The sequence below is a fragment of the Jiangella endophytica genome (assembly GCF_003427025.1).
Classification (GTDB): Bacteria; Actinomycetota; Actinomycetes; order Jiangellales; family Jiangellaceae; genus Jiangella; species Jiangella endophytica.
On sequence record NZ_QVAI01000025.1, the window covers coordinates 1 to 22,934 of the forward strand.

Sequence of the window (22,934 nt, forward strand, 5' to 3'; positions counted from 1 at the left end):
CGCTGAGCAGTTGCGGCGGGTTCCAGGTCAGCAGGTCGCGCGAGGTCGCGTACTGCACGCCCTGGGCGTCGGTGACGAAGGCGATGTAGTGGCGCGACTCGGGGTGGTAGACGACCGTGCGCACGGCGGACCGGAAGACCGACGGGTTGACGACGGTGCAGGGCTCGTTCTCGAAGCGGTACGGGTTGCGCATCTGCTGCGTGAAGCCGGTGCCGGTCCAGGCGCGCCAGCTGTTGACGCGGGTGGGGTCGGTGGAGCGGAACAGGCAGACGCCCTTCGGCTGGCCGCCACTGCCGGTGCTGGTGTAGGCGAACAGGTAGTACGTGCCGTCCGGCCGGCCCTGCGCGTCGCGGCCGGCGACCATGTTCGACGGGCTGCCGTAGCCGATCCAGCCGGACTTCGGCGTCTGGTCGTGCCCGGGGTAGGCGATGTTCGGGAAGATCGCCACGTGGTTCGGGCCGGGCCGGGCGATGCCGAACGACAGCCCCGTCTCCGGCGGCGACACTCGCGCCTTCCAGACCGACACCGCCGAGTACCAGCAGTACGGCAGCCCGTCGACGACGCCGGAGCGGTGGCAGCCGGGCTCGGCGGTGCGGGTGCCGAAGTAGTCCTGGTGGCCGTAGGCGTAGACGTACGGCGCCCGGTAGTAGAGCGCCTGCGCGAACATCTTCTGGTCGAACACGCCCGGGTCGTTGTTGCCGACGTAGCCGTTCATCACCATGTCGCAGTCGAGTTCGGCCGTCGTGGGGTGGGCGGCGAAGTCGTCGGCGGAGCCGGTCCACTGGTAGGTCGGGCCGTTCGGCCCGGCGACGATCAGGTGGACGACGCCGTCCTCGTCGGTGAAGGCGCGCGGCGGGCTGTCGATGTGGACGAGGCCGGAGTCGCACCGCCCCAGCTCGCTGTCGTGGAACGTCTGCTGTTCGCCGGTCAGTCCGAGGACGGGCGGCGCGGGCTCTGGCTCGGCCGGCGAGGCCGGTGTGGCCGGCGCGAGCGCCGGCAGTGCCAGCACGGCGGCGGCGGCCAGGTGGGACAGCGACATCGACGTCTCCTCCTATATTGTGAGAGCTGCAGCCACTATACAGATAGTCAACTCATTGGAATACCTTGCCGCGATGCGCTGCTGTGCCCGGCACCACACAGCGAAGGGATCGACGATGCTGCCGGGCCTTGACGACACCGCCACCGCGACCGCACGACGACGCCTCGACGACGAGACGGAGATCTGGATCACGACGGTCCGCGTCGACGGGCAGCCGCAGACGTCGCTGGTCGGATTTCTCCGGGACGGCGACAGCGTCCTCGTGCTGAGTCAGCCCGGCGCGGCGAAGCTGCGCAACCTCCGGGCCAACCCGCGGGTGTCGCTGCACCTCGACACCGACCGCACCGACGGCGCCGGCGGCGGCGTCCTCACGCTGGAGGGCGAGGCCGCCGTCGAGGAGGGGCCGCTCGACGGCGACGAGGCCGCGCGATACGTCGACAGGTACCGCGCGGTCATCGAGCAGGCCGGCGCCACGCCGGACGACCTGCTGGCCGGCTACTCGGCGGTGATCCGGGTGACGCCGACCCGCGTGCGCCTCTACTGAGCTAGCGCTCGATCCGGTCCAGGTGCAGCATCCGCGCGAGGACGCGATCGAGTTCGGCGTCGTCGAAGATCTTCTTCCAGTCGTCGCGGACGATCGACTCGCGGCCGTAGTCCATCGCGATGAGGCACGCGTCGGAGAACGGGTTGGAGCCGCGCAGTGTGTTGGCCAGCGCCACCTGGGTGTGGCCGAGCAGCATCGCCCGGGCGGCCGGCTCGGGGACGCCCATGGTGCCGACGGCCTCGCGCAGGGCCTCTGCCAGCAGCGCGCCGATCATGCACGCGACGGTCTCGACGAGTGTGGGCTCCAGCTGCGCCAGCTGCTTGACCGTCACCCAGTGGACGTCCAGCACCGGCGCGTACATGGCCCGGATCACCGTCTCGGCGGCCGCCCGCGCCTCCGGCCCGCCGGACTCGACGGCGGCCACGACGTCCTGCGGCGCGGCGACCCCGCCGAACGTGTCGGCGTACTCCTCGGGCGTCGTCCGCTGCAGGAACACCGAGGGGTGGCAGGGGTGCGCGACCGCCTGGACGACGTCGTCGCGGCGGGCGAGCAGGCCGGCATAGGCGGCGGCCGGGTCCAGCGTCAGCAGGATCGCGCCGGGCTTCAGCAGCGGGACGACCTCGGCGGAGACGGTCGCGAGCGCGAGATCCGGCACCGCCAGGACGACGACGTCGGCGCCGTCGGCCGCCTCCGCGCTGGACGTGACGGCCCGGCCCGCCGCGGTCACCCGCTCGACGCCGGCCGGTGACGTCTCGGCGTAGCGGACGGCGTGCGTGGTGCGCTGCAGGTTGTCCGAGACGCGCATCCCCATCTTGCCGCCGGCGCCGATGACGGCGATGGTCAGGTGGTCGCTCATGCCTTCTCCCAGGGGTCGGTGTGGCCGGGGCCCGCGGTGCTCGCCCGGACGACGAGCTCCGGCGGGAACGACGGGTGGGTGTCCTTCGTGGTGCCGTTCAGCAGGCCGAGGAGCAGCTCGACGGCGGCCGCGCCGAAGTCCTCCTGCGGTGCGCGGACGGAGCTGAGCGGGATCAGCGACGCGGCCGCGAACTCGATGTCGTCGTAGCCGATCACGGCGATGTCGTCCGGCACCCGCACGCCCGCCGTCACCAGGCCCTGGAGCAGCCCGAGCGCGAGCAGGTCGTTGACGGCGAAGACGGCGTCCGGGCGCCGGTCCGCCGGGCGCCGCAGCAGTTGCGCGGCCACCGTCCGCCCGGTGGCGACGGTCCGCTCGGCGGCGGTGAGCACCTCCAGCGTCGCGGCGCCTACGGCCCGGACCTCCTCGCCGGCGCCCTGCAGCCGGTCCGCGACCTGCTTGACCCGCAACGGCCCACCGGCGAACGCCAGTCGCCGCCGTCCCAGCCCGAGCAGGTGCCGAGCCGCGAGCCGCCCGCCGAGCAGGTCGTCGACCGCCACCGACGGCTGCTCCGAGCCTGGTGTCGCCCGGCCGAACAGCACCGACGGCGTCCCGCGCGAGCGGACCCGGGCGAGGCGCTGTTCGATCGGCTCGAACGACGCGACCAGCAGGCCGCGGACCCGGTGCTGCTCGAACTTGCGCAGGTAGGCGTCCTCGCGGACGCGGTCGGCGTGCGTGTTGGCGATGAACACCGTCAGCCCGGCCTCGGCGGCGCGCCGTTCGACCCCCTCGGCGATGGTGGAGAAGTAGGGGTTGCTGACGTCCGGCGCCAGGAAGGCGATGGCGTCGCTGCGGCCCAGCCGCAGTTGCCGGGCGGAGCTGTTCGGCACGTACCCGAGCGCCTCGACCGCCCGCCGGATCCGCTCGGCCGTCGCCGCCGACACCCGGTCCGGGTGGTTGAGGTAGTGCGAGACGGTGCCGCTCGACACTCCGGCCCGCGCGGCGACCTCGCGGATGCCCGCCTTGCGCTCGGGTGGCGCCCCTGGCGATCCGGGTGTCATGGCATCCTGTCCGCGTGACGAGCCCTCTCGCCGACGGCGCCGCCCTGGACCGGCTGTACACCGGGACGGAGTGGGCCGAGGGCCCGGTCTGGCTGCCCCGCACCCGGCGGGTGCGCTGGAGCGACATCCCGAACGACCGCATCCTCGAGTGGGACGCCGCGACCGGTGCGACCACCGTCTACGGCACCGGCGTCGAGTACACCAACGGCCGCACCCTCGACCTCGACGGCCACGTCGTCCAGTGCTCGCACGGCCGGCGCCGGGTGGAGCGCGACGTCGACGGCGTGGTGACGCCGATCGTCGACGCCGTCGGCGGACGCCGGTTCAACTCGCCCAACGACGTGGTCGTGGCGGGCGACGGCGCCATCTGGTTCACCGACCCGCCGTACGGCATCCACGAGAGCGGCCGCGAGGGGCACCCGGGGGAGCAGGAGTACGGCGGCTGCCACGTGTTCCGCTACCACGAGGCGAGCGGCGCGCTGAGCGCCGTCGTCACCGACATGGTGCACCCCAACGGGCTGGCCTTCTCGCCGGACGAGTCGGTGCTGTACGTCGCCGACACCGGCTACCTGCAGGCCGACCCCGGCGCGCGGTCGGTCCGCGCCTACGACGTGGTGGACGGCCGGTGCGGGAACGGCCGGGTGTTCGCGACGGTGCGCCCGGGCGCGGCCGACGGCATCAGGGTCGACGAGGAAGGCCGGGTGTGGGCCTCCAGCGCGGACTCCGTGCAGGTGTTCACGCCCGGTGGCGAGCGGGTCGCGGTGGTGCCGGTGCCGGAGATCGTCGCGAACGTCTGTTTCGGCGGCGACGACGGCACCGAACTCTTCGTGACGGCCAGCACCAGCCTCTACCGGATCGGCACCACGACGCGGTCGGCGACGCATCACCGCACCGCCTGAGCGGCGGCGTACTCCGTGCGCCAGTCGCGCGCGGGTGTGTACCCGAGGCGGGAACGGGCCCGGTCGATCGAGATCAGCGTCTCGAACTCGCCCAGTTCGCGGCGCAGCGGCACGTCCGGGAACCAGCGGCGGGCCAGCTCGGCCGACGGGATCGTCAGCCCGGTGTCGGCGGCGGCGACGTCGTAGACGGACGCGCCGGGGCGGGCCGCCGCCAGCGCCAGTTCGACGGCCGCGGCCGCGTCGCGCACGTCGACGTAGGAGCCGAGCAGATCGCGCCGGTACGCGGAGTCGCCCGCGCGGGCGAACGTGGCGTAGTCGTCCGGCGTGACGATGTTGGTGAAGCGCAGCGACGTCACCGACAACCGGGGGTCCCACCGCACCAGCTGCCCGGCCATGGTCTCTTCCAGCACCTTGACCAGGCCGTACGTGTTGTTGGCGGCGGTGTGCTCCTCGTCGAGCGGGAGGTACGGCGGCGGCTCGGCGAACGGGAAGCCCATCGCGGTGATGCTGGACGCGCAGACGACGGTGCGCACCCCGGCCCGCAGCGCGGCGAACAGCACGTGGAACGACGCGGTCAGGTTGGCATGGAACGTGGTGACGTCGGGGACCAGTCCGTTCACCGGGATCGCCGCCAGGTGCACGAGCGCATCGACGCCGTCGTGCCGCGCCGTCACGCCGAGCAGGGCGTCGAGCGTCTGCCCGTAGTCGGCGAGGTCGACCCGGGTGAACCCCGGTCCGGGCGCCCCGGCGAGGTCGAATCCGGCGACGTCGTGCCCGGCGGCGCGCAGCCGCCGGACCGTCGCCGTGCCGAGCCGGCCGGAGCTGCCGGTGACCGCGATCCGCATCGCTCCATCGTGGCGGCTGGGTTGAAACGTGTCAATCTCCGGTAGTCTGCCGCTTTGAAACGTCTCATCCGAGCCGAGGGAGTGCCGATGACCGCCACGCCGTCCGCCCCGCGTGTCGAGCACTGCTCATCCGGAGACCGGCGCCGGACCCCGTGGCCGGCGCCCGCTTCTCTCGAGCCGCTGGGCATCGGGGAGCGCCGGCCGCGGCTGTCCTGGACGGTGACCGCCGAGGGGCCCTGGCGGCAGGCCGGCTACGACGTCGAACTGACGCGGAGGGGCGCGCCGCGGGTCGTCACCGTCGAGTCGGCGGAGCAGGTGCTGGTGCCCTGGCCGGACGACCCGCTGACGTCGCGCGAGCGGGTGAGCGTCCGGGTCCGGCTGCACGGCGACGACGGCTCGACGACCGGCTGGAGCGCGCCGACGACGCTGGAGGCCGGGCTGCTGGAGCCGGCCGACTGGACGGCGGTCCCGGTCGGCGGCGCCTGGGACGAGGAGCCGGAGTCCGATGACCGGCGCCCGTCGCTGGTGCGCCGCGAGTTCACCGCCGGCGACGGCCTCGTCGCGGCCCGGCTGTACGCGACCGCGCACGGCCTGTACGAGGCGGAGCTGAACGGCCGGCGCGTCGGCGACGACGCGCTGTCGCCCGGCTGGACCGTCTACCCGGAGCACCTGCGCTACTACACCTACGACGTCACCGCGCTGCTGCGGCCGGGCCGCAACGCGCTCGGCGCCTGGCTCGGCGACGGCTGGTATCGCGGCCGGCTGGGCTGGAACGGCGGCTTCCGCAACCTCTACGGGACCGACCTGTCGTTCCTCGCGCAGTTGGAGCTGACCTACGCCGACGGCCGGGTCGAGACGATCGCGACCGACGCCGGCTGGCGGGCCGCGCCGAGCCCGATCCTGCGCGCCGGCAACTACGACGGCGAGGACTACGACGCCCGTGCCGAGCAGGCCGGCTGGTCCGAGCCCGGTTTCGACGACGCCGGGTGGACGCCGGTCGCCGTCCGCGAGCGCGACGTCACCACCCTGAAGGCCCCGACCGGCCCGCCCGTGCGCTGCACCGAGGAGCTCCGGCCGGCCGCCGTGCTCACGACGCCCAGCGGGCGGCGCGTCCTCGACTTCGGGCAGAACCTCGTCGGCCGCATCCGCATCCGCGTCACCGGGCCCGCGGGCGGCACCGTCACGCTGCGCACCGCCGAGGTCCTGCAGGACGGCGAGCTCTATGCCCGCCCGCTGCGCGGCGCGCGCTCCACCGACCGCTACACGTTGGCCGGCCGCCCGGACGGCGAGGAGTGGGAGCCTCGGTTCACCTTCCACGGCTTCCGCTACGCCGAGGTCAGCGGCTGGCCGGGCGACCTCGACGACGCGGTCGCCGCCGGCGCCGTCGTCGCCCGCGTCTACCACACCGACGTCGAGCGGACCGGCTGGTTCGAGTGCTCCGACCCGCTGGTGAACCGGCTGCACGAGAACGTCGTGTGGAGCATGCGCGGCAACCTGGTCGACATCCCGACCGACTGCCCCCAACGCGACGAGCGGGTCGGCTGGACCGGCGACATCCAGGTGTTCGGCCCGACGGCGGCGTTCCTCTACGACGTCTCCGGGACGCTGGCCGGCTGGCTGCGCGACGTCGAGCGCGAGCAACTGCCCGACGGGACGGTGCCGTGGTACGTCCCGGTCATCCCGGCGAAGAAGACGTGGACGCCGATCCGGCCCGGCGCCGCCTGGGGCGACGTCGCGACGTTCCTGCCCTGGACGCTGTACGAGCGCTACGGCGACGCCGGCGTCGCGGCTGATCAGTTCGAGAGCGCCCGTCGCTGGGTCGACCTCGTCGAGCGGCTGGCCGGTCCCGATCACCTCTGGGACGACGGTTTCCAGCTGGGCGACTGGCTCGACCCGGCGGCGCCGCCGGACGACCCGGCCGACGCGCGCACCGACCGCCACCTGGTCGCGACGGCCTATTTCGCGGCGTCGGCGCGGCGGGTGTCGTGGCTGGCCGGCGTCCTGGGGCGCGACGCCGAGCGCGACCGCTACGCGGCGCTGGCCGACGCCGTCGATGCCGCGTTCGCCGCCGCGTACGTGGGTCCGGACGGCCGGATGACCAGCGACGCGCAGACGGCCTACGCGCTGGGGCTGCGGTTCGGCCTGGTCCCGGACGATCTGCGGGCCGCGGCCGGTCGTCGGCTGGGCGAGCTGGTCCGCGCCGACGGCAACCGCATCGCCACCGGGTTCGTGGGGACGCCGCTGGTCAGCGACGCGCTCACCGACGCCGGTGAGCTGGACACCGCGTATGACCTGCTGCTGCAGCGCGAGTGCCCGTCCTGGCTGTACCCGGTCACGCAGGGCGCGACGACGATCTGGGAGCGCTGGGACAGCCTGCTGCCCGACGGCACCGTCAACCCGGGGACGATGACGTCGTTCAACCACTACGCGCTCGGCGCCGTCGCCGACTGGCTGCACCGGACCGTCGCCGGGCTGGCCCCGGCCGAGCCGGGCTACCGGCGGGTGCGGTTCCGCCCGCGGCCGGGCGGCGGGTTGACCTCGGCGCGGGCCAGGCACCGCTCACCGTACGGCGAGGTGGCCATCGAGTGGCGCGTCGAGGCCGGGGAACTGGTCGTGACGACGCAGCTGCCGGTGGGCACCACCGGCGTGCTCGAGCCGCCACACGGCGCCGCCGTCGAACTGGCGCCCGGCCGGCACGAGCACCGGTCGGCGCCGCCCCACCACCGACGATCGGACGCACTCATCTAACCGGCGGCGGGAGTCTCGATCTCGATCAGGCCGGAGTCGCTGCCGTCGGTCGCGCTGTTGAGCAGCATGACCGAGGTGGCGATCATCAGGACGGCCACGATCAGCAGAACGGTGAGCTTGGCCGGTGTGCCGGAGTCGATGAGCCAGCGGCGCAGCGGCGCCAGAGCGTGGCGGTCGGACATCGTCGTCCTCTCGTCATCGGACAGCGTCACTTCGACGGTATGTGACAACCACCCTGACTGGCCATCGAATCCGCCACATCGGGGAGAAATCGGTTACTTTCGGCCGTAGGCGGCGAGGAACGTCGCGACGGCGGCGTCGGCGTGCGCGTCGAGGTCGCGTGGGGCGGGTGTCGCCGCCGGGGTGAACAACGACTCGTTGAACGGCGCCGCCAGCAACAACCAGAGGAACTGCTCGGCCGCGACGTCGAGGTCGCCGGCCACCAGCCCGCGCTCGGCGAGGTCGCCGAAGAGCCGCCGCAGCGTGTCGAGGCCGCGCCGGCGGCCGCGCTCGTCCCAGGTGCGGGCGAGGTCGGGGAAGCGTTCGGCCTCGGCGGCCACCAACCGGCGCATCCGCAACAGGTCCGGGCCGGTGACCGTCGCGACGAACTCGCGGGCGAACGCCCGCAGGTCGCGGGGGAGGTCCGTCGTGGCGGCAAGGGTGTCGAGGTGGCCGTCGGAGACTCGTTCGGCCCGCTCGATGTCGCGCTGGACGACGGCGCTGAACAGCAGCTCCTTGCTGGGGAAGTACTTGTAGAGCGTCACCTTCGAGATGGCGGCGAGGGCGGCGATCTCGTCGACGCCGGCCGCGCCGAAGCCGCGGCGCAGGAACACCGTCCGCGCGGCGTCGAGGATGAGTGGCTCCTTCGGTGCGCCGCGACCCCTTGCCCGCTCCATGAACTGAACTGTACAGTACTGCCACACAAGTACTGAACAGTTCAGTATCTGAGGAGTGGTCGCCATGCAGGCTCGATCCGCCGACGGCACCCCCATCGCCGTCAGCCGCACCGGGGAGGGGCCGGCGCTCGTCATGGTCGACCCCGCGGGCGCGTTCCACGGGCTGCGGCCGATGGCCGGCGCGATCACGGCGCTGGCGGGAGCTTTCGCCGTCCACGCCTACGACCGGCGCGGCCGCGGCGACAGCGGCGACACCGCGCCGTTCGCTCCGGAGCGCGAGACCGACGACCTCGCCGCGGTGATCGAGCTGGCCGGCGGCGAGGCGGACGTCTACGGGTTCAGCTCCGGCGCCGCCGTGGCGCTGCGGGCGGCCGCCGCCGGGCTGCCGATCCGGCGGGTCGCGCTGCTCGAGCCGCCGTTCGTCGTCGGCGAGCCGGCCGACGAGGCGTTCGCCGCCCGGCTGCGCGACCTGATCGAGGGCGGCGACCACGGCGGCGCCGTCGACTTCTTCAACCAGGCCATCGGTGTCCCGGACGAGTGGATCGAGCACCTGCGCGCGCACCCGGCCCGGGCCGGCGTCGAGGCGCTCGCACCCACGCTGCTCTACGACACCGCGCTGGCTTCGACCATGACGGCCGAGCTGCTCGCCGCGGTGCACGCGCCGGTGCTGGTGCTCAACAGTGCCGGCAGCGACGACTACCTGCGCGGCGCCGCCCGCGACGTCGCGTCGCGGCTGCCCGCGGGCGAGCATCGCGAGGTTCCGGGCGACTGGCACGGCCTCGACGACGCCGCGCTCGCCGCCCAGCTCACCGGGTGGTTCCGCTGACGGCGGCCCGCAGGAACGCGTCCACCTCGGCCTGCCAGTCGCGGGCGGACGGGACGACGGCGGTCATGTCGTGCGAGCCGTGCACGTGACCGGGCCACTCGTGCAGGGTGACCGCGACCCCGGCGGCGGCCAGCCGCTCGGCGTAGGCACGGCCGTCGCCGCGGAGGACGTCGTGCTCCGCCGTCATGATCAGGGCCGGCGGGAGGCTGCCGACGTCGGTGGCGAGGACGGGGGAGGCGTACGGCTCGGCCCGGCGCTCCGCGTCGCAGTAGCGTTCGATGTTCGCGGCCAGTTCGTCGTAGGTGAGGACGACGGCGCCGGCGTCCGGCTCGCGCTCGGCGTGGCCGAGGGTGAGGTCCAGCGCCGGGATCTCCAGCGCCTGCGCCACCAGCGCCGGCCCGCCACGGTCGCGGGCCACCAGCGCGGCGGCCGCGGCGAGGTTCGCGCCGGACGAGTCGCCGCCGATCGTCAGCCGGGCCGGGTCGACGCCGAGCGCGCCGGACCGCTCGGCCGTCCAGACCAGCGCGGCGTGGACGTCCTCGACCGGTGCCGGATAGCGGTGCTCCGGCGCCGGCCGGTGCGCGACGGAGACGACGACGGCGCCGGTGTTCGCGGCGCGGCGGGCGCAGAGCGCGTCGCGGTGGTCGAGCGTGCCGAGCCACCAGCCGCCGCCGTGCACGTAGACGTGGCCGGGCCGCGGCGCGGGGGCGTCGCCGGGGTGGTAGCTGCGGACGGCGATGCGGTCGCCGCCGGGCACCTGGACGGTGTGATCGCGGCGGGTGACCCGCGGCGGGGCGGGCAGCGTGACCGTGGCGGCCCGCTGGTCCATGCCGCGGTGGATGGCGGCGCGCCGGTCGGCGACGCTCTGCGCGGGGTCGGCCGGGTACTGGCGGGCCTGGGCGATCCGGGCCACCATCGGTTCCAGCTCGGGGAGGACGGGCATCGGCGGGCTCCTCTCTTGTTTACAGTGACTGTAACGAACGGCGAGTTCCCGGAGGTCGGTACGTGGCCGGAGTGCGCGAGGCGCGGAAGCAGCAGACCCGCGAGCAGATCGCGGCGACGGCGCTGCGGCTGTTCGCCGACCGCGGGTTCGAGGCGGTCTCCGTCGCCGAGGTCGCGCGGACCGCGGGGGTCACCGAGAAGACGGTGTTCAACCACTTCGCCACCAAGGAGGACCTCGTCTACAGCGGCGACCAGCGGTTCGAGACGGCGCTCGTCGACGCGATCGACGCCCGGCCGCCGGGGACGCCCGTCGCCGGTGCGGTCGGCGCCTTCCTGCTGGACCGGTACGCGGGGTTCGGCGACGACCCGCGGCGGCGGGCGCGGCAGGCCGTCCTGGCCCGGCTGGTCACCGGCAGTCCGGCGCTGCAGGCGCGGGAACGGCAGCTCCTGGCCAGGTACGCCGCGACGCTGCGCGAGCACATCGCCCGCGAGCTGGGCGTCGACGACGACGAGGACGATCTGCGGCCGCAGGTGATCGCCGAGGCGTTGATCGCCGCGCACGGCACCGTCATCGGGGCGTTCCGCCGGGCGACGCTGTCGGGTGCGCCGCCGGAGCAGTACGCGCCGCGGGTGCTCGCGGCCGCCCGGGAGGCGTTCGGCCTGCTGGCCGGCCTGCCCTGACAGCCGGCCCGGGGGACACGGCATCTCGTCCGTGGTTTCCACAGAAAGCGGCGAATCGGCCCCGTGGCGTTCCCGCCCGTCGGTACCGTGCGGGCGTACCGCTTCCGTCGAGGGAAAGTCTTCCGTGAAACGTCTGCTGACCGCTGTCTTCGTGTCCCTGCTCGTGGCGTCCTGCTCCAGCGGCGACGACGACTCCGCGTCCTCCGAGTCCGGCCCGACGGGTGGCGGCGCCGACCTGGTCCGGGTCCCGGCGGACGCGGCGACGATCTCCGAGGCGGTCGGCGCGGTCGCCGAGGGCGGGCTGGTCCTGGTCGACGCCGGCACGTATCCCGAGGCGGTCGTCGTCGACAAGGCCGACGTGACGATCCGCGGCGCCGACCGCGACGCCGTCGTCGTCGACGGGGAGGGGGAGCGGGCGATCGGGATCCTCGGCATCGCCGACGGCGTCCGCGTGCAGAACCTCACCGCGACCCGGCACACGCTGGCCGGTGTGCTGATCTCCGGCGTGCACGACGCGACCGGCAACGTGCCCGGCGACGGTTACACGAGCGAGGCGCCCGAGGCCGAGCCGCTGCAGCGCTACGAGGTCCGCAACGTCACCGCCACCAACAACGGCCTGTACGGCATCTACGCGTTCCACTCCCAGCACGGTGCGATCGTCGACAGCTACGCCTCCGGCGGCGCCGACTCCGGGTTCTACCTGGGCCAGTGCACCGACTGCGACGCCGTCGTCACCGGCAACGTCGCCGAGCGCAACGCCGTCGGGTTCGAGAACGCCAACGCCTCCGGCGGGGTGCTGATCACCGGCAACCGGTTCGCCGGGAACCGGGTCGGGCTGACGCTGACGTCGGACTACCAGGAGGCGTTCGTCCCGCAGCGCGACAACCTCGTCGTCGGCAACGTCATCACCGACAACGTGCAGCCCGACTCCCCGGCGCAGGCCGAGGGCGGGTTCGGCGTCGGCATCGGGATCGCCGGCGGGCAGCAGAACGTCATCGAGCGGAACCTCATCGGCGGCAACACCACCGCCGGCACGCTGATCAGCAGCGCCGAGGACGTGCCGTCGCTGGACAACCGGTTCGTGGCCAACACGTTCTCCGCCAATCGCATCGACATCGCCGACGTCTCGACGGAGCGGGCTCCGTCGAACGGGACCTGCCTGGACGGCAACGGGTTCGCGTCGGTGCTGCCGGAGGCGATCGCGACCGCGGTCTGCCCGGCCGGGACGCCGGCGATCTCCGGGGTGGCGCTGACGGACGTGCCGGTGGCGCCGCCGGGGGTGCCGTTCCTCGACGTGACGCTGCCCGGCCCGCAGCCGGGCCTCGAGGGCGACCTCGCCGCCGTCCCCGACCCGCTCCCGGACACCCCGGAGCGGCCGGCGACGGACGCGCTGCCGGTGCCGGACGCGACGCTGCTCGCGGACCGGTCGGCGCTCTGACCGGCGCCGCCGCTCAGGTCCGCAACGGCGCGGCCGTCGCGGCCAGCTCGGCCAGCAGGTCGCCGGTGAGCGGCCGGCCGGCGATCGCCGTCAGCGCCGCGCCCCACCCGGCCACGAAGTAGTCCCACCCGTCGACGACGGCGGCGCCGTGTGCGCGGGCGTCGGCGAGGAACGTGAGGTCGCCGCGGTAGTTGAAGTCCCACGCGGTCGCCGTCGCAGGCAGGACGGTGCCGGGCGGAAGCGGCGAGCCGGGCCGGTCCTTGCCGAGGCCGGTCGCGTTGACGACGAGCGCGTGCTCCGGGACGGGTAGCGGTGTGCGGGCGTCGGCCAGCCGGAGCCGGTCGTCGAGGACGCCGCACCGCTCGGCCGTGGCGCGCAGCGCGGCGAGAGCGGCGGCGTCGGTGTCGAGGACGGTGAGGGTGCCGGCCTGTGTGGCGTCGGCCGGGACCGGCCGGCCGGCAGCGAGCGTCGCCTCGACGTTCAGCGTCAGCGCCAGCAGCAGGGCGGTCCCCGCGCCGCCGGCCCCGTAGACGACGACGTCGGCTCCGGGCCGGGGCCCGGCGCGGAGGACGGCGGAGAGCGCGAGCGGGTCACGGGCGTGCCCCTCGACACCGCCGGGCGTGCGGACCAGCGAGTTGACCTCGTGCGTGAGCCCGGCGAGGACGTCGGTGCGCCGGAGCAGCGTCGCGCCGGCACGGTAGAGACGCAGCTTGTGGCTGGTGACGACGGCACCGGCGATGCGCGGGTTCGCCGCGACGGCGTCGGCGAGGTCCGCGTACGCCGCGTCGGTCGCCGTCAGCGGGAGATCGACGCCGCGCAGCGTCCAGTCGGGCCGGCCCAGCGTGGCGGCCCAGCCGGGGAAGACGTCGTGGCTGCGCGACCCGGCCGTCGCGACGCCGAGGAACAGCACCAGCTCGCCCGGTCCGTCCCATGCGCGCAGTTCGTCGGGGCGGATCAGGCGGCCGTCGGGCGTCACGGCGCCAATCTACGGCGCGGCTGGCGCCGACCATCTGCCGCTCCTCGGGACGCTCGCTCAGCCACTATCCTGAGTCGTCCGCTCTGACCCAGGATGACCTGCGATGACCTTGACCGAGAGACCGACCCGGCGTGGGCTGGGCGCGACGCTGCGTTCGGCGGCGGCCGACCTGTTCGCGGTCGTGGGCCGGGCGGTCCGGCTGCTGGCCGGGCACTGGCCGGTGCTGCTGGCGATCCTGTTCGCCGGCGAGGCCGGCCGCTACGCCGCGCTGTGGGCGGCGGTCGAGCTGAGTGAGTTCAGCGGCACGCTGGGTGTTCTCGTCCTGGTCCTGGGTCCGCTGGCGGCGGTGTGCGCGCTGATCGCGGCCCTCTACGCGCTGCGGCACTCGCTCCCGTCGCTGCAGGCCTCGGCCGACCAGGCGGCGGCCGGCGACGGCCCCGAGCGAGAGCACGCGAGCGTCGTCACCGTCCTGGGTGCCGTGATGATCCCGTTCCTCGCCATCTACGCGTCCTACGGCTACCTCTCCGAGGACGTGTTCCGGTTCGTGAACACGGCGGTCACCGACGAGCTGTTCAACGACCCCGACCTGCTGCTCGGCACGGGCGAGGTGGACGACAACCGGACGGCGCTGGCGACCGGCTGGCTGGCGATGGCGCTGGTGGCGATCGCGATCGTGCTGCGGTACGGGCTGGGCGTGCTGGCGCGGCGCCGGCCGATGCGGTGGGTCCCGTGGGCGGCGGCCTACGTCGAGGTGCTGTGGCTGGTGACGCTCGCCCGCATGCTCGCCACCCACCAGGAGGCCGCCTTCACGTGGCTGCGGGAGCGGGCGCTCACCCAGGCCATCGCCGGCGGATGGCAGTCGCTGCTGGAGTTCTTCGGCCCGGTCGGCAGCGCGGTCGACGCCGGCGGCAGGTGGCTGTTCGACCTGCTCAGCGACGCCGATGCGCTGCTGGTGATCCCGGTCGCGTGGCTGACGGTGGGCGCGGTCGTGTACGGGCAGCAGCTGCGCGAGCCGGAGCGGCGCCGCCAGGCCTCACACCGCCGGCCGCGCGGCGGGCTGGTCCGCCGCATGCACGCTCCCGCCCGCCAGGTCGGCAACGAGCTCACCGGCGGCCTCGGCGAACGCTTCGGCGCGCTGGTCAGCGGCCTGCGCCGGCTCGCCGTCGCCGGGCTGGCCCCGATGCTGCTGTTCGCGCTCGCGTTCGTCGTCGCGCAGCGGCTGGAGTACGCGGTCGAGCTGATCTGGCGCGAACTGCTGGGACCGCTGCCGCTGGGCGCCTACCTGGCGTTCGTCCCGCACACCGGCATGGTGTCGCACGTCGTCGGCACGGTCGCGGTGGTCTGCCTGCTGGGCGCGGCCATCGACCGCGTCCTCGACCGCGGCGCGCGCAGCACCGTCACTCTGCGCTGATCAGCAGCCCGTCCGGCGGACCCCAGCTGAGCAGCACCTCGGCCACCTCGACGCCGTCGGGGAGCAGGACGACCGGGCTGACGGTCCACTCGCCCGGGCGGGGCGGCCCGGTGTCGGGGTCGAGCCCTTCGAACAGATCGAGTTCCGGCCCGCGGGCGTCCGGAGGCACGCACGGTGACGTCGCCTGGCTGATCGACGGCGACGAGGACTGGTAGGCGTACTCGGTGCCGGACGCGTCGCGGACGACGAGATCGCAGCTGGTCAGCGGCACGTCCGGCGCGGCGGCCAGGGCGAGGTCGACGGCGACCGCCTGCACGCCGGCGGGCAGTTCGAGCGGGGCGTCCTCGCCGAACGGCGTGTCGGCCGGGCGCACGTCGTCGAGCCGCACCCGCACGGTGAACGGCACGTCGCCCGTGCGGTCGTACTGGCTGGCGGAGAACGTCACCCACTCGCCGCGTTCGGCGTGCACGAGGTCGCGCGGCTTCTCCACCCACCAGTAGGTCTCGACGCGGTACGAGCTGGCCGCCAGCGCCGCCACCACGGTCACCGGCAGCGCGATCAGCCCCCAGCGGTTGCGCCGCCACCAGCCCGGCGGCCTCACGACATGGCCCCGGGGCCGTCGGCCGGCTCGGCCACCTCCAGCGGCTCCTCCGACGCGGCCCAGGCGTCGGCGTCGTCCTGCGTCAGCCCGAGGTCGACGACGGCGACGTCGTCGCGGCGGTGGTTCTCGGGGTTCGGCTCCAGCGTGATGACCAGCTCCGCCCCGGCCACGGCGTCGGCGGGCACTTCGATCGCCGCCGCCACCCGGCGGGGGATGCCCGGCTGCGCCGCGCCGCCGGAGCTGTACGGGTTGCGCTCGAGGCTGGTGCGGAACACCCGGCCCTCGGTGTCGCGGATCGCCACCCACGCGGGGACCTGCGGCTCCCCGGCCGCCGTGTACGTCCAGTCGACGACGACGTACACGCCGCCGGTCACGTGCGTGGCGCCGTACGGGTCCTCGATGCGGGTGGAACCGGCGACGGAGGTCACCTCGACGTCGCCCCAGCGCGCCTCGATGCGGTCGCCGACACCGCCGGTCCGCTCGAACGGCGCGGCCACCTCGTCGCCGACCGGCATCAGGGTCTCGACGGCGCGCCCGGTCGCCAGCGCCGCGACCAGCAGGACCGCGAACGCCGCCTGCCGCGGCAGCCCGGTGAGCCGGCTCGACGGCGGACGCGCCACGCGGCGGCCGCCCATCAGGACTCCTCCTCGGCGGGTGCCGTCACCTCGAGAACGCCGGCGACGACGGGCAGCGGGTCCAGCCATTCCATCGACCGGTCGATCGAGCTCTCCCGCAGCGTCCGCCCGACCAGCACCAGCCGCGCGTCGGAGGGGACGTCGGCCCGGGCGTCCTGCTCCCACACCAGCGCGACCTCGTACTCCAGACCCGGCTGGACGGCGTCGAGGCGGGTGCCGTCGGCCATGACGTAGACGTCGTCGGCGGGCACCGGACCGTCGCCGTCGCCGGCCACACCCGGCAGCTGCTCCAGCGCGACGCTCTCCGAGAGCATCGCGCCGTACTGCGTCGTCGTCCCGGTCGCCGTCACGGTCGCGACCAGCGCCAGCACCCGGGTGTCGTCGTCGCCCTCGGAGATGCCGGGCAGTTCGTCGACGACCCTCATGCGGTCGACGGTGACGGTGAACGGGCCGAGGTCGACGGCCTCGCCGGCAGCCAGCGGCGCGACGTCGGCCTCCGGCTTCTCGAGCGGGTCGAAGCCACCGGCGACCAGCACGGCCAGCGCCACCGCGCCCGCAGCGCTCCCCGCCAGCGTCAGGTGCTGGCGCGGGGCCCTGGGGCCGAGGCGCCGCAGCCGGCCGCCCGACTCCGCCATCACGGAGCAGAGTGTAAGGTGCGCCCGGCTCGGGGCGCGCTCCCGTGACCAGGGCCGAGACTCGGGCCCGGTCAGCCCGGCTGGTCGCGCGGCGGCAGGGCGGTGTCGTCGACGGCGTAGACGAGCCGGTCGTCGACGTCGACCACGCCGTCGACCGAGCGGGCCAGCCGCGCCGCCAGCACGGCCAGCGACCGGCGCTCGACCTCGCCGGTCAGGACGGCGACGCCGTCCTCGACCTCGACGCGGACCGCGAACGGGTCGTCCCACAGCGCGAAGTGGACCAGCCGGCGCAGCACCTGCTCGGCCAGTTCCTCGTCGGGCGTGAGGAACGCCCGCAGCAGGTCGCTCTGGCTGACGACGCCGACCGGGCGGCCGTCGTCGCCGACCACCACCAGGCGGGAGACCCGGTGCCGCGACAGGCTGCGCGCCGCGGCCGGCAGGGACGCGCCCGGCCCGATGGTGACCGCGGGCGCCGTCATGAGCTCCTGCGCCGTCGTCGCGGCGGCCTTGGCCCGGGCCGGTGTCCGGCCGTCGCGCCGCACCCGGCGCGACTGCCACGGCATCTGGAACCGTTCCTTGCACAGCAGGTCGGTCACCGACACGACGCCGACGACACGTCCGGACGGGTCGACGACCGGCACGGCGGTCACCCGATGCTCGGACAGCAGGGCGGCGACGTCTTTGAACGAGTCGTCCTCGCCGGCGGTGACGACGTGCGCGGTCATCACGTCGGCGACGGTCCAGCGGTCGCTCATCGATGCCGTCCCGGCCGGTCTCCGTGGTCGTGCCGGTCCGGACGGTCGAGCAGACGCTGCACCACGACGACGCCGACGGCGATGATGAGTGCCCAGATCAGCGCCATCGTCGCGGCCATCGCGAGCCAGTCCCAGCCGCCGGGATCGTGGTCGTGCCAGCCCATCGTGCTCACCTCCCGGAGGGCGCCCCCGGGGACGCGGTGCCCTCCGAGATCCAGCCTGCCTCCGCGGCGGCCGCGGCGGCAGGGCCGAACGGCCCGGCCGGACGGCCCGTCGGTCAGGCGGCCGCGGCGCCGGTCATGATCGCCACCCCCTCGGCCATGGTGTGCGATTGCGGGGTGATGACACCGGCCGAGCGGCCGAGCCGCTGGACGTGGATGCGGTCGGCCACCTGCCATACGTGCGGCATGTTGTGGCTGATCAGCAGGACGCCGAGGCCGTTCTCCCGGAGCCGCTCGATCAGCGCGAGCACCTGGTTCGACTCCTTGACGCCGAGAGCGGCGGTCGGCTCGTCCAGTACGACGATGCGACTGCCGAACGCCGCCGCCCGCGCGACGGCGACGGCCTGCCGCTGCCCGCCCGACAGCGACTCGACCGGCTGGGTGATGTTCTGGATGGTGCTGATGCCGAGGTCGCGGACGGCGTCGGCGGCACGCTTGCGCATGCCCTGCTTGTCGAGCATCCGGAACACGGTGCCGAGCGGGCCGGGGCGGCGCTCCTCGCGGCCGAGGTAGAGATTGCTCGCGACGTCCAGGGCCGGTGCGACGGCCAGCGTCTGGTACACGGTCTCGATGCCGGCCTCGCGGGCGTCCTGCGGTCGTCGGAACGCCACCTCGCGGCCGTCGCAGCTGATCGTGCCGGCGTCCGGGATCAACGCGCCGGTGAGGCACTTGATCAGCGTCGACTTGCCGGCGCCGTTGTCGCCGATGACGGCCAGCACCTCACCCGCGTACACGTCGACGTCGACGCCGTCGAGGCCGACCACCCGGCCGAACGTCTTCACCAGCCCGCGCGCGGCGAGCACCGGGGTCCGCGTCGTCGTCATGCCCGCACCCTCCTGATCCACTGGTCCACCGACACCGCGGCGATGACGAGGACGCCGACGGCGAGCAGGCGGTACTGGTCGTCGACGCCGGCCAGCGACAGCCCGACGGCGAACGACTGGACGATCAGCGCGCCGAGCAGCGTCCCGAGGATGCCGCCGCGGCCGCCGAACAGGCTGGTACCGCCGATGACGACCGCCGTGATCGACTCCAGGTTGGCGTCGGCGATCGCGTTCGGGCTGGCCGCGCCGGCCCGGCCGATCAGCACCCACGCCGCGAGCCCGTAGATGAGCCCGGCGACGGCGTACACGCTGAACAGCACCCGGTTCACCCGGATGCCGGCCAGCCGCGACGCGTCGGCGTCGTCGCCGACGGCGTACACGTGCCGGCCCCACGCGGTCTGGCTCAGCGCCCATCCGACCACCAGGTACATCAGCGCGACGAGGACCACGCCGTAGGTGAGCCGGAAGTCGCCCAGCGGGAACGTCGTCCCGGTCCAGGTCAGCCAGTCGGGCAGGTCGGCGCCGGGCACGCTCTGCCCGCCGGTGTAGATCAGCACGATCGCGGTGAACACGCTCAGCGTGCCCAGCGTGACGATGAACGGGGGCAGCCCTACCCGTGTGACGAGCAGCCCGTTGAGACTGCCCGCAGCCAGCCCCGTCGCGACGCCGACGACCAGCGCGAGCGGCGCCGGCACCCCGTGCTCGGCGGCGAGCATGGCCGCCAGCATGGACGAGAGGACCGCGATGGCGCCGACCGAGAGGTCGATGCCGGCGGTCAGGATGATCAGCGTCTGCCCGATCGCCAGCGCCGCCACGATCGCCGTCTGCTGGATCAGCAGCGACAGCGCGGCGGGCGCGGCGAACCGGTCGTTGAGCAGCGTGAACGCGACACACGTCAGCAGCAGGATGATCGCCGGGCTGAGCGCCGGGTGGGTGTGCAGCAGGTGCTGGACGCGTTGGGCGGGGGAGCGGCGGCGGCGCTCCAGCTCCGCCGCCGCCCCGCCCGGTTCGGTGGTCAGCCCCAGCACTTGTCCGTGCCCTCGGTCGTGTCGATGCTCTCGACGCCGTCGGCCGCCGTGTCGGTGACCAGCGCGACGCCGGTGTTGAAGAAGTCGAGGCCGTCGCTGGGCGTGGGGGGCTCGCCGCCGCGCGCGATGTCGGCGATCGCCTTGACCCCCTCGGAGGCCATGAGCAGCGGGTACTGCTGCGACGTGGCGCCGATGCGGCCGTCCTTCACCGCCTGGACGCCGTCGCAGCCGCCGTCGACGGAGACGATCAGCACGTCGTCGGCGACGCCGGCCGCCTCCAGTGCGGCGTGCGCCCCGGCCGCGGACGGCTCGTTGATCGTGTAGACGACGTTGATGTCCGGGTTGCGGGTCAGGCAGTTCTCCATCGCCGTACGGCCGCCGTCCTCCGCGCCGCCGGTCGGCTCGTTGCAGACGATCTCGTACGTCCCGCCGGAGTACTGGCCGGTGGGCGCCTCGTCGCCGTTGCGCTTGTCGTCGCCGAGCTCGATGCCCATGCCGGACAGGAAGCCCTGGTCGCGGTTGTAGTCGACCGAGACGATCTTGTCGTTGAACAGGTCGAGCAGCGCGATGGTGGCCGGCTGCCCGCCCAGCTGCGCCGCGGCCCACTGGCCGATCAGCTCGCCGGCCTCGAAATTGTCGGTGGCGAAGGTGATGTCGACGATGTCGGCCGGGTCCGGCGGGGTGTCCAGCGCGATGACGAACAGGCCGGCGTCGCGGGCCCGCTCGATCGCCGGGTTCACGCCCGGGCCGTTCGGCACGATGAGGATGCCCTGCTCGCCTGCGGCGATGGCGTTCTCGATGGCCTGGATCTGGCCCTCCTCGTCGCCGTCCTCGGCACCCGCCGCGATGGTGAGGTCGACGTTCTCCTCCTCGGCGACCTCCTTCGCGCCCTCCTGCATGGCGACGAAGAACGGGTTGATGGAGTCCTTGGTGATCAGCGTGACGGCGACGGTGTCGCCCTCGCCGGCCGTGGCGCTGCCGTCGTCGTCGCCGCCACAGGCACTCGCCGTGAGCAGAGTGGCGGCGGTGAGGGCGACGGCACCGGCGAACCGGCGCCTGCGCGGTCGGGATGCGGTCATGACGATGTCCTCCTGTGTGGCGCGGCTGACGCGGCTCACGGTTCGCTCACCTGCACGTCGTCGATCACGGCGGTGCCGTTGTACACGTTCAGGCCGAACTGGCCGCTGGTGATGGTGTCGTCGACGGCGTCGATGACCGGCTCCGCGGCGTCGTCGAGGTATACCTGGATGCGCGGGCCCACGGCCACCACTTTCAGGTGATAGGTGCGCCCGTACTCGACGTCGAGCGGGTAGGTGGCGATGTCGCGGCCGGGCCGCCAGAGCTTGATCACGTTCGCGTGCGCGTCGACGTTGGCGGTGTAGTGCCGGCTGGCGTCGCGGTTGGAACGGAACGTGAGGGCCGCGGCGACGCCGGAGCGCAGCGTCACGTCGGCCTCGTAGGTGAAGTCGGTGCCGGAGGTCGTGTTGAGGTAGAACGCGTCGCCGCCGCTGGTGCCCTGCTTGCCGCCGGACGCGTCGGACCAGACCCCGGAGTCGGTGTACCACTTGCCGCCGAGGTTCGAGGCCAGCGTCGACTCGCCGCCCCAGATCGAGCCGAGCTGGTGCACGGCCAGGTTCGTCAGCCGCACCCGTCCCTCGACGTAGAGCTCCATGGCGTCGTCGCCGGGCATGCTGTCGAAGTTGACGTTGAGGCTGCGGTAGAGCCGGCCGTCGTTGCCGAAGATCTCCAGCTGGCCGCGGTCGACCAGCAGGCGCAGCCGGACCTTCCCGTCCTCCAGCGGCAGCGGCACGCCGTCCAGCGTCTGGGTGGCGGAGTCGTAGACGACCTCGTGGTCGAACCAGCCGTCCTCGCCGGTGCCGAGGCGGAAGCCGAACCGGGCCGGTGTCCGGCCGACGACCTCGAACTCGGCCTCGATCTCGACGGTGTCGGCCTCGACGCCGGCCAGCAGCTCGCGGGCCCGCCCGGGGTCGAGCATGCGCGCCTTCCAGGTCTGCGTCGACGTGCGCAGCCCGGCGATCTCGTCGATCGGCGTGCTCAGCACCGTCGGGCGGCCGTCGACGGTCTCGAGGCGCATCTCGACGGGGAACGTGTGGTTGCCGGTCCAGACCGTGCCGGCGTTCTGGCCCTGCCACGCCATCGAGACGATCCGGTCGTCGGGCAGGTTCTCGAACGTCAGGCCCGCGTAGTAGCTGCTGCCGGCGTACGTCTCGACCTGGTTGAACTTCTGCGGCGCGGGGTCGTCGGCGGTGAACGTCGTGCCGTCCCAGTCGCCGACGACGTACTCGCCGCTGCCGTCGTTGAGCACCCACTTGACGTTCGCCGGGTCGCCGTCGAGCGGCACGGCGAAGAAGTCGGGGCACTCGAACAGCCAGTCGGCGCCGTAGCGCGAGGCGAACGTCCAGTTCAGCAGGTCGTCCGAGGTGTAGAAGTCCGCTCCGTTGCCGCCGCCGTCGGACCAGACGACCATGCCCCAGGTGCCGGACTCCTCGTCCCAGAAGACCTTCGGGTCGCGGCTGGTGCCCTGCGGGACGACGACCTTCCGGCCGCCGTCATAGGTCCGGAACGTGTACCCGCCGTCGGTGGAGTAGAAGATCTGGACGCCGTTGGTGCCGGAGTAGACGACGATCGGGTCGTCCTCGCCGTCCTTCAGCCCGCTGACGTTCGCGGTGTCGACCACGCCGCCGCCGGACCACAGGTCGCCCGGATGGACGCCGGGCTCCAGCGCGATCGGCTGCTGCTTCCAGTGCACCAGGTCGGTGCTCGTCGCGTGTCCCCAGTGCATGGTGTCCCACTGCAGGCCGTGCGGGTTGTGCTGGTAGTAGAGGTGGTACTCGCCGTCGTAGTAGAGCGGCGCGTTGACGTCGTTGATCCAGCCGCCGCGCGAGCTGAAGTGGAACTGGCCGCGGTTGTCCTCCTGGTAGTTGGTGACGGGGTAGGGGAACTCCGGGTAGTCCTGCACGGTCCCGGCTGACCCGGACTGGACCATCACTCCCGCGATGCCGGCGGCCGCGGCGAGCGTCGCCACGGCGGTCCGCACTCTCCTGCGCATACGTCC

24 protein-coding genes are annotated in these 22,934 nt (G+C 73.7%); 7 read left to right on the forward strand and 17 right to left on the reverse strand.

Going from position 1 to position 22,934, the window contains the following annotated elements; genetic code table 11:
* Positions 1–1,039 (reverse strand): hypothetical protein (locus DZA62_RS31875; protein WP_157988036.1); only part of this gene is annotated, 1,039 nt, incomplete at its 3' end.
* A gap of 115 nt (positions 1,040–1,154) precedes the next feature.
* Between DZA62_RS31875 and DZA62_RS36065 the strand changes: the two genes are divergently transcribed.
* Entirely contained in the window at positions 1,155–1,583 is a 429-nt protein-coding gene (locus DZA62_RS36065) for a nitroreductase/quinone reductase family protein (RefSeq protein WP_157988037.1), read from the forward strand.
* A gap of 1 nt (position 1,584) precedes the next feature.
* On the opposite strand, the gene DZA62_RS31885 is transcribed toward DZA62_RS36065, so the two are convergent.
* Together DZA62_RS31885 and DZA62_RS31890 are read right to left on the reverse strand one after the other, a co-directional pair.
* Positions 1,585–2,439: a phosphogluconate dehydrogenase C-terminal domain-containing protein gene (locus DZA62_RS31885; RefSeq protein WP_116953010.1), complete on the reverse strand. Its 855-nt coding sequence runs from the start codon at positions 2,437–2,439 to the stop codon at positions 1,585–1,587.
* Complete coding sequence (locus DZA62_RS31890; protein WP_116953011.1) at positions 2,436–3,497, reverse strand: LacI family DNA-binding transcriptional regulator; 1,062 nt, start codon at positions 3,495–3,497, stop codon at positions 2,436–2,438. The genes DZA62_RS31885 and DZA62_RS31890 overlap by 4 nt, the downstream gene beginning before the upstream one ends.
* A 14-nt stretch (positions 3,498–3,511) precedes the next feature.
* Between DZA62_RS31890 and DZA62_RS31895 the strand changes: the two genes are divergently transcribed.
* Positions 3,512–4,396, forward strand: coding sequence for an SMP-30/gluconolactonase/LRE family protein (locus DZA62_RS31895; RefSeq protein ID WP_198664418.1), 885 nt, complete (start codon positions 3,512–3,514; stop codon positions 4,394–4,396).
* On the opposite strand, the gene DZA62_RS31900 is transcribed toward DZA62_RS31895, so the two are convergent.
* Complete coding sequence (locus DZA62_RS31900) at positions 4,381–5,241, reverse strand: NAD-dependent epimerase/dehydratase family protein (protein WP_116953012.1); 861 nt, start codon at positions 5,239–5,241, stop codon at positions 4,381–4,383. The two genes, DZA62_RS31895 and DZA62_RS31900, sit on opposite strands and share 16 nt — an antisense overlap.
* 87 nt (positions 5,242–5,328) lie before the next feature.
* On the opposite strand from DZA62_RS31900, the gene DZA62_RS31905 reads away from it, so the two are divergent.
* Positions 5,329–7,989, forward strand: a complete 2,661-nt coding sequence (locus DZA62_RS31905; RefSeq protein WP_116953013.1) for a family 78 glycoside hydrolase catalytic domain — start codon at positions 5,329–5,331, stop codon at positions 7,987–7,989.
* On the opposite strand, the gene DZA62_RS31910 is transcribed toward DZA62_RS31905, so the two are convergent.
* Together DZA62_RS31910 and DZA62_RS31915 are read right to left on the reverse strand one after the other, a co-directional pair.
* Complete coding sequence (locus DZA62_RS31910) at positions 7,986–8,171, reverse strand: hypothetical protein (RefSeq protein ID WP_198664419.1); 186 nt, start codon at positions 8,169–8,171, stop codon at positions 7,986–7,988. The genes DZA62_RS31905 and DZA62_RS31910 overlap by 4 nt on opposite strands.
* Before the next feature lie 93 nt (positions 8,172–8,264).
* Positions 8,265–8,885, reverse strand: a complete 621-nt coding sequence (locus DZA62_RS31915) for a TetR/AcrR family transcriptional regulator (protein ID WP_198664420.1) — start codon at positions 8,883–8,885, stop codon at positions 8,265–8,267.
* Between the two features lie 64 nt (positions 8,886–8,949).
* Here DZA62_RS31915 and DZA62_RS31920 point away from each other — a divergent pair, with 64 nt between their 5' ends.
* Entirely contained in the window at positions 8,950–9,711 is a 762-nt protein-coding gene (locus tag DZA62_RS31920; protein ID WP_116953016.1) for an alpha/beta fold hydrolase, read from the forward strand.
* On the opposite strand, the gene DZA62_RS31925 is transcribed toward DZA62_RS31920, so the two are convergent.
* A complete protein-coding gene (locus DZA62_RS31925) occupies positions 9,692–10,654 on the reverse strand; it encodes an alpha/beta hydrolase (RefSeq protein WP_116953017.1) in 963 nt (320 codons plus the stop codon). The genes DZA62_RS31920 and DZA62_RS31925 overlap by 20 nt on opposite strands.
* A 62-nt stretch (positions 10,655–10,716) precedes the next feature.
* Here DZA62_RS31925 and DZA62_RS31930 point away from each other — a divergent pair, with 62 nt between their 5' ends.
* Both DZA62_RS31930 and DZA62_RS31935 read left to right on the forward strand, forming a co-directional pair.
* On the forward strand, positions 10,717–11,334 hold the full coding sequence (locus DZA62_RS31930) for a TetR/AcrR family transcriptional regulator (RefSeq protein ID WP_116953018.1): 618 nt from the start codon (positions 10,717–10,719) through the stop codon (positions 11,332–11,334).
* Positions 11,335–11,458: 124 nt separating this feature from the next.
* Entirely contained in the window at positions 11,459–12,772 is a 1,314-nt protein-coding gene (locus DZA62_RS31935; protein ID WP_116953019.1) for a right-handed parallel beta-helix repeat-containing protein, read from the forward strand.
* Positions 12,773–12,785: 13 nt separating this feature from the next.
* On the opposite strand, the gene DZA62_RS31940 is transcribed toward DZA62_RS31935, so the two are convergent.
* The gene (locus tag DZA62_RS31940; RefSeq protein ID WP_116953020.1) at positions 12,786–13,748 is read right to left on the reverse strand and encodes a hypothetical protein; all 963 of its coding nucleotides are present in this window, start codon (positions 13,746–13,748) and stop codon (positions 12,786–12,788) included.
* A gap of 103 nt (positions 13,749–13,851) precedes the next feature.
* Between DZA62_RS31940 and DZA62_RS31945 the strand changes: the two genes are divergently transcribed.
* Positions 13,852–15,159, forward strand: a complete 1,308-nt coding sequence (locus tag DZA62_RS31945; RefSeq protein ID WP_116953021.1) for a hypothetical protein — start codon at positions 13,852–13,854, stop codon at positions 15,157–15,159.
* Here the strand turns inward: DZA62_RS31945 and DZA62_RS31950 are convergent.
* From DZA62_RS31950 to DZA62_RS31985, 9 genes are all read right to left on the reverse strand, one after another.
* Positions 15,146–15,760, reverse strand: a complete 615-nt coding sequence (locus tag DZA62_RS31950) for a hypothetical protein (RefSeq protein ID WP_116953022.1) — start codon at positions 15,758–15,760, stop codon at positions 15,146–15,148. The genes DZA62_RS31945 and DZA62_RS31950 overlap by 14 nt on opposite strands.
* Positions 15,757–16,395: a hypothetical protein gene (locus DZA62_RS31955; RefSeq protein ID WP_116953023.1), complete on the reverse strand. Its 639-nt coding sequence runs from the start codon at positions 16,393–16,395 to the stop codon at positions 15,757–15,759. Before DZA62_RS31955 ends, DZA62_RS31950 begins: the two co-directional genes overlap by 4 nt.
* Entirely contained in the window at positions 16,395–17,033 is a 639-nt protein-coding gene (locus DZA62_RS31960; protein ID WP_157988038.1) for a hypothetical protein, read from the reverse strand. Before DZA62_RS31960 ends, DZA62_RS31955 begins: the two co-directional genes overlap by 1 nt.
* Before the next feature lie 68 nt (positions 17,034–17,101).
* A complete protein-coding gene (locus tag DZA62_RS31965) occupies positions 17,102–17,785 on the reverse strand; it encodes a CBS domain-containing protein (protein ID WP_116953025.1) in 684 nt (227 codons plus the stop codon).
* On the reverse strand, positions 17,782–17,949 hold the full coding sequence (locus DZA62_RS36070; RefSeq protein WP_157988039.1) for a hypothetical protein: 168 nt from the start codon (positions 17,947–17,949) through the stop codon (positions 17,782–17,784). Before DZA62_RS36070 ends, DZA62_RS31965 begins: the two co-directional genes overlap by 4 nt.
* Positions 17,950–18,062: 113 nt before the next feature.
* Entirely contained in the window at positions 18,063–18,830 is a 768-nt protein-coding gene (locus DZA62_RS31970) for an ATP-binding cassette domain-containing protein (protein ID WP_116953026.1), read from the reverse strand.
* Positions 18,827–19,858 (reverse strand): ABC transporter permease, encoded by a 1,032-nt coding sequence (locus DZA62_RS31975; protein ID WP_116953027.1) that lies wholly within the window; start codon positions 19,856–19,858, stop codon positions 18,827–18,829. The genes DZA62_RS31970 and DZA62_RS31975 overlap by 4 nt, the downstream gene beginning before the upstream one ends.
* Entirely contained in the window at positions 19,846–20,937 is a 1,092-nt protein-coding gene (locus DZA62_RS31980; RefSeq protein WP_116953068.1) for a substrate-binding domain-containing protein, read from the reverse strand. Before DZA62_RS31980 ends, DZA62_RS31975 begins: the two co-directional genes overlap by 13 nt.
* Before the next feature lie 35 nt (positions 20,938–20,972).
* Positions 20,973–22,928 carry a GH32 C-terminal domain-containing protein gene (locus DZA62_RS31985; protein WP_116953028.1) on the reverse strand — a complete coding sequence of 652 codons (1,956 nt, stop codon included), beginning with the start codon at positions 22,926–22,928 and terminating at the stop codon, positions 20,973–20,975.
* Between the last annotated feature and the right edge of the window lie 6 nt (positions 22,929–22,934).

Coding starts and splice junctions, on each gene's coding strand:
- DZA62_RS31900 (WP_116953012.1), bottom strand. CDS start 5,241: ATGCGGATCGCGGTCACCGGCAGCTCCGGCCGGCTCGGCACGGCGACG.
- DZA62_RS31945 (WP_116953021.1), top strand. CDS start 13,852: ATGACCTTGACCGAGAGACCGACCCGGCGTGGGCTGGGCGCGACGCTG.
- DZA62_RS31915 (WP_198664420.1), bottom strand. CDS start 8,885: ATGGAGCGGGCAAGGGGTCGCGGCGCACCGAAGGAGCCACTCATCCTC.
- DZA62_RS31925 (WP_116953017.1), bottom strand. CDS start 10,654: ATGCCCGTCCTCCCCGAGCTGGAACCGATGGTGGCCCGGATCGCCCAG.
- DZA62_RS31955 (WP_116953023.1), bottom strand. CDS start 16,395: ATGGGCGGCCGCCGCGTGGCGCGTCCGCCGTCGAGCCGGCTCACCGGG.
- DZA62_RS36065 (WP_157988037.1), top strand. CDS start 1,155: ATGCTGCCGGGCCTTGACGACACCGCCACCGCGACCGCACGACGACGC.
- DZA62_RS36070 (WP_157988039.1), bottom strand. CDS start 17,949: ATGGGCTGGCACGACCACGATCCCGGCGGCTGGGACTGGCTCGCGATG.
- DZA62_RS31885 (WP_116953010.1), bottom strand. CDS start 2,439: ATGAGCGACCACCTGACCATCGCCGTCATCGGCGCCGGCGGCAAGATG.
- DZA62_RS31985 (WP_116953028.1), bottom strand. CDS start 22,928: ATGCGCAGGAGAGTGCGGACCGCCGTGGCGACGCTCGCCGCGGCCGCC.
- DZA62_RS31980 (WP_116953068.1), bottom strand. CDS start 20,937: ATGACCGCATCCCGACCGCGCAGGCGCCGGTTCGCCGGTGCCGTCGCC.
- DZA62_RS31920 (WP_116953016.1), top strand. CDS start 8,950: ATGCAGGCTCGATCCGCCGACGGCACCCCCATCGCCGTCAGCCGCACC.
- DZA62_RS31890 (WP_116953011.1), bottom strand. CDS start 3,497: ATGACACCCGGATCGCCAGGGGCGCCACCCGAGCGCAAGGCGGGCATC.
- DZA62_RS31970 (WP_116953026.1), bottom strand. CDS start 18,830: ATGACGACGACGCGGACCCCGGTGCTCGCCGCGCGCGGGCTGGTGAAG.
- DZA62_RS31910 (WP_198664419.1), bottom strand. CDS start 8,171: ATGTCCGACCGCCACGCTCTGGCGCCGCTGCGCCGCTGGCTCATCGAC.
- DZA62_RS31905 (WP_116953013.1), top strand. CDS start 5,329: ATGACCGCCACGCCGTCCGCCCCGCGTGTCGAGCACTGCTCATCCGGA.
- DZA62_RS31965 (WP_116953025.1), bottom strand. CDS start 17,785: ATGAGCGACCGCTGGACCGTCGCCGACGTGATGACCGCGCACGTCGTC.